Genomic DNA, 12,486 nt, shown 5'->3' on the forward strand with positions numbered 1-12,486 from the left:
GTCAGCGCGGCACCTGAACGGAGCCGAGCACGCCGTCCAGGATGCCGTCCGCCGTCACGCCCTCCAGTTCGGCTTCCGGCCGCAGCTCCAACCGGTGCCGCAACGCCGGCCGTGCGAGCGCCTTCACGTCGTCCGGCGTCACGTAGTCACGGCCGGACAGCCACGCCCACGCGCGTGCGACTGCCAACAGGGCCGTTGCGCCACGCGGGGAAACGCCCAGTCGCACCGCCGGAGACTGCCGGGTCGCGCGGCACACGTCCACGACGTACGCGATCACCTCGGGCGCCACGGTCAACGCGCGCACCGCCGCCGAACCGGCCTCCAGGTGCGCCGCGCCGGCCACCGGCGAAAGAGCAGACAGATCACGCGGGTCGAAGCCGGACGCGTGCCGGGTCAGCACGTCGATCTCGTGCTCGCGCGCGGGAATCGGCATGGTCACCTTCAGCAGGAACCGGTCCAGCTGCGCCTCGGGCAACGGGTAGGTGCCCTCGTACTCCACCGGGTTCTGCGTGGCGACGACGATGAACGGCGACGGCAGCGGCCGGGTCTTGCCGTCCGCGGAGACCTGCCGTTCCTCCATCGCCTCCAGCAGCGCGGCCTGCGTCTTCGGTGGCGTGCGGTTGATCTCGTCCGCCAGCAGCAGGTGCGTGAAGACGGGGCCCTCGCGGAACGAGAACGCGGCGTTGTGCGAGTCGTAGACCAGCGAGCCGGTCAGGTCGCCGGGCATCAGGTCCGGCGTGAACTGCACGCGCGTGGTGGTGAGGTCCAGCGCACGGGCCATCGCGCGCACGAGCAGCGTCTTCGCCACGCCGGGCACGCCCTCCAACAGCACGTGTCCCTTGCACAGCAACGCGAGGATCAACGACGTCACCGCGGCGTCGTTGCCCACCACGGCCTTGCCGATCTCCGCGCGCAACGCCACCAGCGCCGTGCGTGCTTCTTCGGTCGTGACCACAGCCGTCATGCCTTGCGCACCTCGTTCTCCAGAGCGTCCAGCTCGTCAGCCAGCGCGACCAGCCCCCGGTCGTCCACCGGCACCTGGTCGTAGAGCAGCGTTCGCACCGAAGCGGCCGAACGCGAAGTCCTGCGGGCGATCTCCTCGGACGGATCCTCGCCGAACGGCAGCCCCACCAGAGGAGCCAGCCGGTCGCGCGTCGCCTGTCGCAGCACAGCAGCGGCGTGCTCCGACGCGTGCGAGGAGCGGTACAGCCGTGCCCGGCCCTCCACCGTCTCCGCGGCACGCACCACCACCGGCAGCGGTTCCGGCACGACGCGGCCCAACCGGCGTGCGCGCCACAGCGCGATCACGACGGCCGCGATTCCGAGCTGCCAGGCGGCGAACTTCCAGCCGTCCGGGATCAGGTCGAACAACGACTTCTGCTGCGACCGGTCCGCGGCCGACGGCATGTACCAGACCAGCCGTTCGTGCTGGCCCAGCAACGTCAGCGCGAGCGACGCGTTGCCTTCCTCGTCGATGTCGCGGTTGGTGAGGATGCCGCCGAACCCGAGCATCGTCACCGTGCCGGTGCGGACCAACGACGAGTCGTAGCAACGCTGTTCGCCGTCGTAGGTGAAGCCGCCCGTGCTCACCGCGCCCGCCTTGGCCGCCAGCGGGCAGCCCGGCTGCCTGGTCTCGACGTCGACTCGGCCGCTCGGGCTCGCCGGGGCGACGAGCACCGTGGCCGCGGCTCGCTTGCTCAGGTCCGCAAGCCGTTGCGGGTCGATCAGGTTCGGTTGCGTGACGAGCAGCGTCGCACCGTCCACAGCGGACGCCTCGTCGGTGAGCTCGACGCGCACACCGTTCTGCTCCAGCAACCGCGCCGCCGCGTGGCTGCCTTCCGGGCGGTACGAGCGCGGGTCGAGCGAGCCGCCCTCACCGCTGCCGCGCAGCAACGTGATCACGGCGGCGCCCGCGAGGATGATCGCGCCGATCAGCAGCGGGCCCTTGGCGGCACCCCAGATCCGCCCGGCGTCGGGGGAGACCGCCGTCATGCGCGCACCCTGTCGTCCACGGAGACCAGCTCCTGGTAGCCCTGCGGTGTGGCGGGCCTGCCGCCGTACCAGACGTCGTCGAACTGGACCGCCGCACCGCGCAGGTCCCCGGCGAGCGCGGGCAGTGCCTTGCCCGCCTCGAACGCCACCTCGTCCACGGTGCGGCCGGCCCGTGCGTCGAGCACGCCGCGTTGCTCCAACTCCCGCACCAGAGCACGGAAACGTTCGCGTACGGCCTCGGCGAGGTCACCGGCCGCCGCGGCCCGGTCGGCGGCGGCGCGGTGCTCGTCCGCGGTCATGATCGAGTCGCCGAACACCGTGGCGCCCGACCGCAACGCGCGGCCGGTGCGCCCGGTGCGGAGCCGGAAGATGATCACGCCCAGCACCACCACCGCCACGATGATCGTGATGGCGGTGATGCCGCTGACGCCACCGGCACCGGCGAAGAGTTCGCCGAGCCGGTTCAGCACCCACTCCAGGGCCCGCTCCAGCGGGTTCGGGTCGTCCGAGACGTACGCCGGGTCGCTCAGCTCCCGTACGGCCGCCTCGCGGGCCTCGTCGCGGTCGAGATCTACCGGTACGTCAGAGACCGCCATGCCCCGCGGCCCGCTGGAGTTCGATGTCCATGCCCTCGGCGCGCATCCGGCGGTCGACGTAGACCAGCACGTACACCGCGGAGCTGAACGGCAGCGTGATCGTCGAGGCGATGATGGCGCCGATGGTGGACAGGATCAACGAGCCGATGGTCAGCGCCGCGGTCGGGTCGCTGGAGAAGCCCGTGCTCGCCGCGCCGGCCAGTCCGAACGGGATGCTGATGATCCAGTTGATCACCGCGCTGATCAGCCCGGCCAGCACCAGGATGCCGAAGGTCCGCCACCAGGCGTTCTTCACGAGAGCCCGCGAGCGGCCGAACGCGGCACCGACGGCACCGCGCTCCAGCACCAGGGCGGGCGTGACGAGCGCGAACATCACTCCCAGCCAGATGCCCGGCAGGATGCAGAAGAACAGGCCGACGACCACCACGAGGGTGCTGAGCAGCGACGCGCCCAGCAGCGGCAACAGGCGGGGCTTGAACTCCTCCCACGCCTGCGCGAAGGTCACCGGCTTGCCCAGCACGGCGTGGCCGACGACGACGGTGATGAAGCCGGACAGGAACACCGTGCCCAGCATGACCAGTACGACGGTGATCAGCGTACCGGTCAGGAACCCCGCGACGCCGGACACGAACTGGTCGACCAACTGTTGTTCGGTCAGCGAGTTCGGGTCGAGCGTCGCCACCCTGTTGAGGTCGTCCAGGAACGGCAGCTGCACCAGCAGGCCGAGGATCTGGGTGACCGCCGCGACCACCGCGGCCGCGCCGATGAGCAGCTTCGGGTGCGTGCGCATGGTCTGGACGGCGCCGTCGATGATCTCGCCGACCCCCAGCGGGCGCAGCGGGATCACGCCCGGCTTGATCGTCGGCGGCGGGCCGTACTGGCCTGGCTGCTGTCCGTACTGCGGCTGCTGCTGCCCGTACTGGGGCTGCTGTCCGTACTGAGGGGGCTGCTGCCCAGGCTGTTGCGGCTGGTTCGGCTGGTCGGGAGAGGACCAGCCAGGCGTTTCGGTCATCGCGGCGTACCCCCGGTCGTGGTGTTGGCGGAATCCTGCCAGACCCATGTCGTCGTCACAGTGCAACTCGGCAATGCGACTCGATCACGAATTGGCAGGTGTTGCCGCCGCGAGCTCCGTGCGCGCCCGATGAGGACTCATCGCGCGCATGCCCGCGTCCACACAACGCCGCACCACGCCCGGTTGTTGACGCATCAGCCGCAATCCGCGCCGCAGCAGCACCGGCACAGGCTTGCGCGCCTCGGCCACGTCCCTCGCGAACCGGCGCGCGAACGTCACCGGTGGGCTCGGCGCGAGCACGATGGCGTCCCTGAGCACCCCGGCCTCCCTGGCGCCCGCCACCAGCAGGTCCGCGAACAGGCCTTCCGCGACGAACGCGGGCGCCTCGCCCAGTTCGATCGTCTGGGTGCCGACCGCGCGGTCCTCGCTGATCGAGTACACCGGTGCCTGGACCGTGCCCGTGTCGGACAGCTCGATGATCGCTTCCAGGGCCTTGTCCGCGTTCCACGAGCCGATCGCGTCCCAGTCGGCGCGGCCGTGGTCGTCGCGGGGGAGCAGCGGGTCGTCGCCGTCGCGGTAGAAGTCGTCGAGGCGCAGGACCGGCCAGCCGAGGTGGGCGGCCAGGGTCGACTTGCCTGATCCGGAGGGTCCGGCGAGCAACACGGCTCTGGGGATGGGCACGGATCGCAATCCTCGCACATGAGGTTAGGCTCGAACGCATGAGCGAAGGTCTGTTCGACGAGGGCCTCTTCGGCGCAACCGACGAGGAGAAGGCCGAGCGCATCGCGGCCAACGCCCCGCTGGCCGTGCGGATGCGCCCGGCCTCGCTGGACGAGGTCGTCGGACAGGACCACCTGCTGGGCCCCGGCGCGCCGCTGCGGCGCCTGGTCGAGGGCGCCACGCCCGCGTCGGTGATGCTCTACGGCCCTCCCGGCACCGGCAAGACGACCCTGGCCACGCTGGTCTCCAAGGCGACCGGGCGCCGGTTCGTCGCGCTGTCGGCGTTGTCCGCGGGCGTGAAGGAGGTGCGCGCGGTCATCGACGAGGCCCGCCGCCGCCTCGTGCGCTCCGGTGAGTCGACCGTGTTGTTCATCGACGAGGTGCACCGGTTCTCCAAGACGCAGCAGGACGCGTTGCTCGGTGCCGTCGAGGACCGGATCGTGCTGCTCGTGGCGGCCACCACGGAGAACCCGTTCTTCTCCGTCGTCTCGCCGTTGCTCTCGCGCTCTCTGGTGTTGCAGCTCAAGTCGTTGACCGACGACGGCGTGCGCGCGGTCATCCGCCGTGCGGTGTCGGATTCGCGCGGCCTGGCCGGGTCGGTGACGCTGGCACCTGACGCCGAGGACCACCTGATCCGGCTGGCGGGCGGCGACGCGCGGCGTTCGCTGACCGCGCTGGAGGCGGCGGCGGACTCGGCGGTGGCCTCCAACGGCAGCGTGATCACGCTGGAACTGCTGGAGTCCACTGTGGACAAGGCGGCCGTCCGCTACGACCGCGACGGCGACCAGCACTACGACGTGACGTCGGCGTTCATCAAGTCGATCCGCGGGTCCGACGTGGACGCCGCCCTGCACTACCTGGCGCGGATGATCGAGGCGGGCGAGGACCCGCGGTTCATCGCGCGGCGCCTGGTGATCCACGCCAGCGAGGACATCGGCATGGCCGACCCGACCGCGCTGCAGACCTGCGTCGCGGCTGCCCAGGCCGTGCAGCTCATCGGGTTGCCCGAGTGCGCGCTGAACCTCGCGCAGGCCACCATCCACCTGGCGACCGCGCCGAAGTCGAACGCGGTGACGACCGCGATCAACGCCGCCATGAGCGACGTCCGCAAGGGCGCCATCGGTGCCGTGCCACCACATCTGCGCGACGGCCACTACGCGGGCGCGGAGAAACTCGGCAACGCCCAGGGCTACCGGTATCCGCACGACGTGCCCGAGGGCGTGCTCACGCAGCAGTACGCGCCGGACGACCTGGTGGGCCGCGACTACTACGAGCCGACCGGCCGGGGCAACGAGCGGGCGGTCGCGGACCGGCTGCCGAAGCTGCGCCGGGTGATCAGGGGCGAGTGATCAGGCGCGGCGCCGCCCGTTGAGCCGAGGCGAGTAGTGACGCTGCACTGTGCGGAGTACGATCCGGTTGCGTTGAGTGAGCACACGCACACCGGGGGCTACGATGACCGATCCCGACCAGATCCTCGCGAACTACGAGGGGACGCTCGCGCAGGCGCAACGCCGCGGTGACGCGATCCGCGAGACACTGGCGAACCTGCAGGTCACCGAACGCAGCGCGGACGGCCAGATCTCGGTCACCGTGAACGACGCCGGCAACCTCGTGGACCTCCGCCTCGGCAACGCCCTGCAGCGCAAGGACGGCGACGCGGTGGGCCGTGAAGTGCTGCGCGTCGTGCAGGCCGCGCAGGGCCGCGTGGCCACGACGGTGCAGGAGGCCATGGCGCCGCTGATGGGCCCGGACTCCGAGGCGATGCACATGATGATGGACAAGCTCCGCAGCGCCCAGCCGCCCGCCGAGCCCGAGCGCCCGTCGTGGGGCCCGCAGGAGTCCGGCTTCGGCCAGCTTGAAGAGGACCAGACGCCGCCACCGCGGGCCTCCCGCCCGCCGCAGCCGCCGAGCCGCCCCAGCGACGATGACGACGACTTCAGCGACGGCGGGTACCTGCGATGACGCACGCCAGCAGCGAAGCGGAGATGAGGGCCCACCTCGGCAAACTCGACGACGTGGGCGCCCGCATCAACACCGCCGTGACCTCCGCGAACGCGACGATGGACCCGATGGCGTTCGGCCTGCTCGGCATGCCGCTGGCCGGCATCTGCGCGGCGGCCGCGGCCATCGCCACCAACGCCATCGAGAAGGCCTCGGACTCGGCGACCGGCCACTACCGCGAGTTCGCGGACATGGCCCTGCACATCAAGAGCAACGACGAGGCGCAGGCCACCACGCTCGACGGGACGTACCGCGAATGACGAATCCCCTTTACGTCAAAGGCGAGGAGACCAAGGCGACCGAGGGTCTCGGCCTCGCCCACGACGCGGCCGAGACGGTCTCCGCGATCAGCCAGGGCAACTGGGCCGAGGGCCTGATGAACGCCGCCGGCGGCGCGATGGGTGTCGCCGGCTTCCTGGCGGACCCACTGGCGGGCCTGATCAGCGCGGGCTTCGGCTGGCTGATCGAGCACGTGCCGTTCCTGCAGGAGCCGCTCAACTGGCTGACCGGCAACCAGGAACAGCTCGACTCCATGTCCAAGACGTGGGGCAACATCGGCAATCACCTGGAGCAGGTGTCCACCGACCTCAAACAGTGGGTGAAGACCGACGCCGGCCAGTGGCAGGGCCAGGAGTTCCGCGCGTACGAGACGTTCGGCACCGACAAGGCCGACACCTACGGCTCGGTGGCCAGCGGCGCCCAGGGCATCTCCGTCCTGATCAACGTCTGCAAGACCATCCTCAACGTGGTCCGCGGCATCGTCCGCGACCTGATCTCCGAGGCCGTCGGCAAGCTGGTCAGCATCTGCATCCGCTGGGCCCCGGCGATGGCGGCGTTCGGCGCGGGCATCGCGGGCGCAATCGCCGAGTGCACCGCGACCGCCGTCAAGTACGCCAACAAAGCGCTCGGCTGGTGCAAGAAGCTGTCCAAGGCGTTCAGCAACGCCACGGGCCTGTTCGGCAAGCTGGAGAACGTCTTCGAGGGCGCGATGAACGCGCTGACCAAGCTCTCGAAGGGCGTGCGGACCGGTGCGACGAACTTCTCCGTGGCCAACGCCATCACCAGCAAGGCCACCAACCTGGACGCGCTGAAGTACGGTGCCGCCGAGGCCAAGAAGCACATCGTCGACGGCGTGAAGTCCGCGCCCGCCGACTCGGTGCCGAAGCTCGGAGTCGACCTCGGCAAGGAGGCCGGCAAGGTGTTCGACAGCCAGTCGGGTGACCTCTTCGACTCGGGGTCCGAACAGAAGAAGCAGGGTGGATGAAGCTCGTCCGGTTGATCGGGTTCCTGTTCGTCTTCTTCGTGATGCCGCCACTCGGCTATCTGACGGCGGCCACGGTCTGGACCCACCTCGGCGACCAGGTCGAGCTCCGTGACACCCGCGACGCGTACCGAGTCGCGGTGGCGACGTCCTGTGAGCGACAGGACCCGATCACGCTGACGGGTGGCTTCAAGGCTTGGTACATCTGCGATGCCGACGTCACGGTCCAGCGGGACGGAACCTCGCGCAGGCTGAAGACACGCGGGTTCCTGACCCCGGAGCTGATCGGTGTGCCGGTCGCCGTCAGCCACACCAACACCGCCGGCACCCGGTTGGTCGCGGAGCACCCGCGCTATCCCAACCTCGCCGGACTGGCGCTCATCGGGACCGTCATCGGCTGGATCCTGCTCATGGCGGCGATGCTGTGGGTGTTGAGCCGCAAGCACATGCCCAAGCTCTCCTCCTCGCCGGAGGAGATCACCGCGCACGTGCGGAAGGAGTTCCCCGACGAGGAGAAACCGCGCGACGAGGTCTACGTCCGGGGCCGCAGGAAGTGGCTCAAGGGTTCGTGGATCTTCGGGCTGCTCGTGCTGTGCGTGCTCGGCGCCATCGTCTACTCCGGCGACGCCTTCGAAGGTGACACGACTCAGACCGTGCTCGCCGTCGCCTCCTGGGCCACGCCGGTGCTGCTGTTCCTGAACGCCTTGCGCAAGCTGTTCTTCTGGCCCGCCGTCACGTTCACCGCCGAGGGGGTGGAGTGGATGAGCGAGAAGCCCACCTGGGCTGAGATCGAGCAGATCGGGTTGTCCGAGAAGCACGTGCTGACCGTCCATCGGGTGGGGCGCGCGCCCGAGAAGGTCGGCCGGTTCGGTCCCGGCCAGGCCGAGGAGATCCGCCGGGCGATCCGGAAGTACGGCCAGGCGTCCAAAATGGAACAGATGAGCGCCAAAACCGCGTAAACGATCACTCGGCCTGGTTTGTTGACCCGCATGAAACGCGCGGTGGCCATCCTGCTGATGCTGGGTCCAATCGTGATCGGGGCTCCGCTCGGCTGGTTCCTCACCGCCACGATCGCCTACCACTTCCTCGACCAGTACGGCCCCGACCCCGCCGTGCGCGACGACTACGTGGTGGCGAAGAGCTGTGAGCGCGTCGGACCCGTTACCTCGCACGGGTTCGGCTACTGGTGGGAATGCCGGGTCGACAGCCCGCGAGGGGAGCGGACCGCCGACTTCCTGACGCCCGCGGACATCGGCAAGCCGGTCGCGGCCGTGTGGGATCCCAGGAGTTCCAGCAAGGGGAGAGGTTCCCACTACGACCGGGCCGCCGAGCAGCCGCACGAGGCCGGGGTCTGGTGGGCCGTGGCGTTCGTCCCGGCCTGGATCGGCCTGATCGTGTTGATGATCAAGCTGGGCGGGCGGGTCATCGACCGCATCGACCCCGACCCCAGTGCGCAGGTCGACCGCAGCAAGCGCGTCCGCATCGGCACGCCGCCGTGGCTCGACTGGCTGCACCCGGTCACCTTCTCGCCGGAAGGCATGACGTGGGTCGGCCGGCTGATCCGTTGGCGGGAGATCAGGGAGGTGCGGCTGGTCGGCGACACCCTGCACGTGCGGCCGCTCGACGGTGACTGGATCCCGGTCGGGCCGTTCAGCGGCCGGCGGCTGCTGGTCGTGCACCAGGCGCTGGAGTTGTTCGTGCGCACCCGTTACCGCGACCAGCGGGCCGGGAATCACCAGCCGCCGGAGTCATTCGGCACCTTCGCCGCCGCCTCCATCATCCCGGCCGTGTCCGCCGCGCCGGTCGTCCCGGTCTTCCCCGCCGGACCCGCGGTCCGGATCCGCGGTGGCGCGCACCCGACCTACCTGTTGTGGCCCAACCGGTTCATGCTCGCGGCGACCGGTGTCGCGGTGGCCGTCCAGTCACCGGAACCGGTGATCACGATCATCGCGGCCGCGGTCGCCGTGCTGGTGATCGCGGACGGTCTGCGCCGCCGGGCCGTCTGCCCGCTCCTGACCGTGGGACCCGATGGCGTGTGCTGGAAGGACCACGAGTTCGACTGGCGCGAGATCGCCGAGGTCCGGCTCGTCCGCAACACCCTCTACGTCCAGCCCCGCGTCGGCGAGGTGGCCCAGGTCGGTCCATTCGCACCCAATCAGGCCACCCGGATCCACGCCGGGTTATTCGAGTTCGGCGGAGATCGGTATCGCGTAGCTTCGCTGAAGTGACGATCAGAGACGACTTCCTGACCACCGCCCGCATCGCGCTCGACCTCATGCGCAGCCCGCAGGTCGCCGAGAACTGGGACAAGCCGAGCGCCCTGCCCGAGTTCGGCGTCAGCGGGCTCGCGGGCCACATCGGCTACCAGGCGCTGCCGTTGCCCTCGATGATCGAGACGCCGATCGGCGACGAACCGGTCGTGTCGCTGATGGAGCACTACGCGCGGGCGAACTGGACCGACCTCGACGTCGACTCGGAGTTCCACACCCGCATCCGCGCCGGTGGCGAGAAGCTCGCGGCGCAGGGGCAGGACGACCTCTGTGACAGGTTCGAGCGCACCCTCGAGGAACTCGCGGAGACGTTGCCAGGCCTCGACAACCGGCCCGTCCGGATGCCGCACTGGGGCCCGTGGGCGGTGCCGCTCGACGAGTACCTGCTCAGCCGGCTGATGGAGTTCGTCGTGCACTCCGACGACCTCGCGGTGAGCGTCGGCCTGGACACGCCCGAGTTCCCCGGGCACGTCAACGAGGCCGTCCTCGGCCTGCTGACCCGCATGGCGCTCACCAAGCACAGCGCGGTCGACCTGGTCCGCGCCTTCAGCCGCAAGGAACGCGCGCCACAGGACATCACCGCGTTCTAGGGCACACCATCAGCCAGGCGAGCTTGTTCGGCAGCATGATCTCGTCCGCGATCATGAACCCGCCGGCCTCGAACGACCTGATGGCCCGCTTGTTGCGCACGTCGGGTTCCATGACGATCCGCGTGCAGTGCGGGTCGGCCTCGAACAGCGCGTCGGTGAGCCGGGGGAGCAGCGACCGCACCAGCCCGCGGTCGGTCATCGCCAGCTCGCCGACGGCGAGGTGCAGCCCGAGGTCGTGCGGCCGCGCCTGGTAGCACCGCGCCACGGGGTGCCTGGCTGCGCGGTAGAGCTCGGCGTGGATCACCGGGCGGCCGTGCCAGCTGATCAGCAGCGGCCGGACGTCGTCGCCGCCCAGGTGCGACTGGAGTTCCTCCTGCCAGCGCGCCAGCGTCCAGGCCTGCCGCCGGTACGCGGCCACGTGCGGGGCCTGGTGCCAGCGGTGGATGAGGTGCAGGTCGTAGCCGTCCGAGCGGGCTTCGCGGGCCGTCCACGGTGCGGCCAGGGCCGGGATCCGCGGGGCGTCTGCCGTGACCTGCTTCCGGTACGAGTCGAGATGAGACACCGGCTTCACAGGGCCTCCAGCAGCCGTCTAACTTAGGGTTACCTAACTTCATCTGCGCAGGGTTGCCCGTGTCAAGCCCTGTGTGACGGGTATTTCACAGGCAGTGACCACGCTAGTCAATGAGGCTCCTGGTGCACGTGGGTCGATCGGGCTGATCGGATCACCCCGGACGGACCTGCCCCGTACGGTCGGGCCATGGCGGAGATTCAGCGCGAGCCGGTGCCTCGCGTCGACACGGGTGAGCTCGACGTCGCGCTCGCGTTCCTCGAGTTCCAGCGGCACTGCGTGCTCAAGAAGGCGGAGGGGCTGAGCGACGAACAGCTCCGCCGGCCGATGGTCGCCAGCGGCACGTCGATCCTGTGGCTGATCCGGCACCTCGCCGGATGCGAGCGCGAGTGGTTCGGTCGCCAGTTCGCCGGCGGCGAACCGGCGGAGGAGTCCGAACCCGCCGATCCGCCGGCGGCCGAGGTGATCGCGGAGTACCGCGCGGCGATCGTGGCCAGTGACCGGATCATCAGGGACGCGGGCGATCCCGAGGCGCTCACGGCGATTCTGATCGACGGTGTGCGGAAAACGCTGAGGTGGGTCCTCGCGCACATGACGACAGAGACCGCCAGGCACGCGGGCCACGCGGACATCATCAGGGAGCAGATCGACGGCGCCACGGGCCGTTGAAGATCAACCGCTGATGCCCCTCATCCGGGTGTCGGACCTACCCGGTAATCTCACCGGCAATCAAGCCAAAACGTCCGGTCACCAGGAGGATCCGTGTCGCCAGGGCAGATCGCAGCGCTGGTCGCCGCCGGTGCGTTCGTGCTGCTCGTGCTCCTGCTGGCGATCCCGTTGATCAAGCTGGGGCGCACGCTCGACGAGGCCACGGTCGCGATCCGCAAGGCGCACCAGAACAGCGACCCGTTGTTCACCGAGGCCAACCAGACGCTGACGCACGTGAACACCCAGCTCGAGCGGGTCGACGGGATCACGGCGAACGCGCGCGCCGTCACCGGCAACGTCTCGGCGCTCACCAGCCTCTTCACCGCCACGCTCGGCGGTCCGCTGGTCAAGGCCGCCGCGCTGTCCTACGGCGTGAGCAAGGCCGTCAAGGCCCGCCGCAAGGCCGCCGAGCAGCCGAACAAGCACGCCAAGCGTCGTCCGAGGAAGGGTTCGCGATGAGCCGCCTCTTCTGGTTCGGCCTGGGTGCCGCGGCCGGTCTCTTCGTCGCCAAGAAGGCCAGCGAGGTCACTAAGCAGGCGACTCCTGCGGGTATCGGCGCTAACGTGGGTGAAGGCCTGCGTGAGCTCGCGGGCGCCATCGGGTCCTTCGGGGCAGAGGTGCGCGCGGGCATGGCCGAGCGGGAACAGGAGTTGCAGGAGACCGTGGAACGTCAGACGGGATTCACGCCGGGGCGTCGAGCGCCCAGGGCGAACGGCAAGCACTAGTCGTTCGCCTCGTTCGCGTGCCCTGACAACTCTTTTTCACAGC

16 protein-coding genes are annotated in these 12,486 nt (G+C 69.9%); 10 read left to right on the forward strand and 6 right to left on the reverse strand.

Going from position 1 to position 12,486, the window contains the following annotated elements; translation table 11 throughout:
* Position 1: 1 nt before the first annotated feature.
* The 5 genes from ACIA8G_RS00565 to ACIA8G_RS00585 form a co-directional block, all read right to left on the reverse strand.
* Positions 2 to 964 (reverse strand): AAA family ATPase, encoded by a 963-nt coding sequence (locus ACIA8G_RS00565; protein ID WP_396416107.1) that lies wholly within the window; start codon positions 962 to 964, stop codon positions 2 to 4.
* Complete coding sequence (locus ACIA8G_RS00570) at positions 961 to 1,992, reverse strand: DUF4350 domain-containing protein (RefSeq protein ID WP_396416108.1); 1,032 nt, start codon at positions 1,990 to 1,992, stop codon at positions 961 to 963. The genes ACIA8G_RS00565 and ACIA8G_RS00570 overlap by 4 nt, the downstream gene beginning before the upstream one ends.
* Positions 1,989 to 2,588, reverse strand: coding sequence for a DUF4129 domain-containing protein (locus ACIA8G_RS00575; protein WP_396416109.1), 600 nt, complete (start codon positions 2,586 to 2,588; stop codon positions 1,989 to 1,991). The genes ACIA8G_RS00570 and ACIA8G_RS00575 overlap by 4 nt, the downstream gene beginning before the upstream one ends.
* A complete protein-coding gene (locus ACIA8G_RS00580; RefSeq protein WP_396416110.1) occupies positions 2,575 to 3,600 on the reverse strand; it encodes a hypothetical protein in 1,026 nt (341 codons plus the stop codon). Before ACIA8G_RS00580 ends, ACIA8G_RS00575 begins: the two co-directional genes overlap by 14 nt.
* A gap of 84 nt (positions 3,601 to 3,684) precedes the next feature.
* On the reverse strand, positions 3,685 to 4,281 hold the full coding sequence (locus ACIA8G_RS00585; RefSeq protein WP_396416111.1) for a uridine kinase: 597 nt from the start codon (positions 4,279 to 4,281) through the stop codon (positions 3,685 to 3,687).
* A 38-nt stretch (positions 4,282 to 4,319) separates the two neighbouring features.
* Between ACIA8G_RS00585 and ACIA8G_RS00590 the strand changes: the two genes are divergently transcribed.
* The 7 genes from ACIA8G_RS00590 (at position 4,320) to ACIA8G_RS00620 (ending at position 10,442) form a co-directional block, all read left to right on the forward strand.
* The gene (locus ACIA8G_RS00590; protein WP_396416112.1) at positions 4,320 to 5,669 is read left to right on the forward strand and encodes a replication-associated recombination protein A; all 1,350 of its coding nucleotides are present in this window, start codon (positions 4,320 to 4,322) and stop codon (positions 5,667 to 5,669) included.
* A gap of 103 nt (positions 5,670 to 5,772) precedes the next feature.
* Positions 5,773 to 6,282 (forward strand): YbaB/EbfC family nucleoid-associated protein, encoded by a 510-nt coding sequence (locus tag ACIA8G_RS00595; RefSeq protein WP_396416113.1) that lies wholly within the window; start codon positions 5,773 to 5,775, stop codon positions 6,280 to 6,282.
* Entirely contained in the window at positions 6,279 to 6,581 is a 303-nt protein-coding gene (locus tag ACIA8G_RS00600) for a hypothetical protein (RefSeq protein WP_396416114.1), read from the forward strand. The genes ACIA8G_RS00595 and ACIA8G_RS00600 overlap by 4 nt, the downstream gene beginning before the upstream one ends.
* Positions 6,578 to 7,585 (forward strand): hypothetical protein, encoded by a 1,008-nt coding sequence (locus ACIA8G_RS00605; RefSeq protein ID WP_396416115.1) that lies wholly within the window; start codon positions 6,578 to 6,580, stop codon positions 7,583 to 7,585. Before ACIA8G_RS00600 ends, ACIA8G_RS00605 begins: the two co-directional genes overlap by 4 nt.
* Positions 7,582 to 8,541 (forward strand): DUF6346 domain-containing protein, encoded by a 960-nt coding sequence (locus ACIA8G_RS00610; RefSeq protein WP_396416116.1) that lies wholly within the window; start codon positions 7,582 to 7,584, stop codon positions 8,539 to 8,541. The genes ACIA8G_RS00605 and ACIA8G_RS00610 overlap by 4 nt, the downstream gene beginning before the upstream one ends.
* A gap of 30 nt (positions 8,542 to 8,571) precedes the next feature.
* Positions 8,572 to 9,810 carry a DUF6346 domain-containing protein gene (locus ACIA8G_RS00615; protein ID WP_396416117.1) on the forward strand — a complete coding sequence of 413 codons (1,239 nt, stop codon included), beginning with the start codon at positions 8,572 to 8,574 and terminating at the stop codon, positions 9,808 to 9,810.
* On the forward strand, positions 9,807 to 10,442 hold the full coding sequence (locus tag ACIA8G_RS00620) for a maleylpyruvate isomerase N-terminal domain-containing protein (protein ID WP_396416118.1): 636 nt from the start codon (positions 9,807 to 9,809) through the stop codon (positions 10,440 to 10,442). Before ACIA8G_RS00615 ends, ACIA8G_RS00620 begins: the two co-directional genes overlap by 4 nt.
* Here the strand turns inward: ACIA8G_RS00620 and ACIA8G_RS00625 are convergent.
* Positions 10,429 to 11,013, reverse strand: coding sequence for a GNAT family N-acetyltransferase (locus ACIA8G_RS00625; RefSeq protein ID WP_396416119.1), 585 nt, complete (start codon positions 11,011 to 11,013; stop codon positions 10,429 to 10,431). The genes ACIA8G_RS00620 and ACIA8G_RS00625 overlap by 14 nt on opposite strands.
* Before the next feature lie 186 nt (positions 11,014 to 11,199).
* Between ACIA8G_RS00625 and ACIA8G_RS00630 the strand changes: the two genes are divergently transcribed.
* The 3 genes from ACIA8G_RS00630 to ACIA8G_RS00640 all read left to right on the forward strand — a co-directional run bounded on the left by ACIA8G_RS00630 (position 11,200) and on the right by ACIA8G_RS00640 (position 12,443).
* Positions 11,200 to 11,679 (forward strand): DinB family protein, encoded by a 480-nt coding sequence (locus ACIA8G_RS00630; RefSeq protein ID WP_396416120.1) that lies wholly within the window; start codon positions 11,200 to 11,202, stop codon positions 11,677 to 11,679.
* 93 nt (positions 11,680 to 11,772) lie between these two features.
* A complete protein-coding gene (locus ACIA8G_RS00635) occupies positions 11,773 to 12,177 on the forward strand; it encodes a DUF948 domain-containing protein (protein WP_396416121.1) in 405 nt (134 codons plus the stop codon).
* Positions 12,174 to 12,443 (forward strand): hypothetical protein, encoded by a 270-nt coding sequence (locus tag ACIA8G_RS00640; RefSeq protein ID WP_170155329.1) that lies wholly within the window; start codon positions 12,174 to 12,176, stop codon positions 12,441 to 12,443. The genes ACIA8G_RS00635 and ACIA8G_RS00640 overlap by 4 nt, the downstream gene beginning before the upstream one ends.
* The last annotated feature ends 43 nt before the right edge of the window (positions 12,444 to 12,486 follow it).

This window comes from Lentzea sp. NPDC051213, from assembly GCF_044455585.1.
In the GTDB taxonomy this organism is placed as follows: Bacteria; Actinomycetota; Actinomycetes; order Mycobacteriales; family Pseudonocardiaceae; genus Lentzea.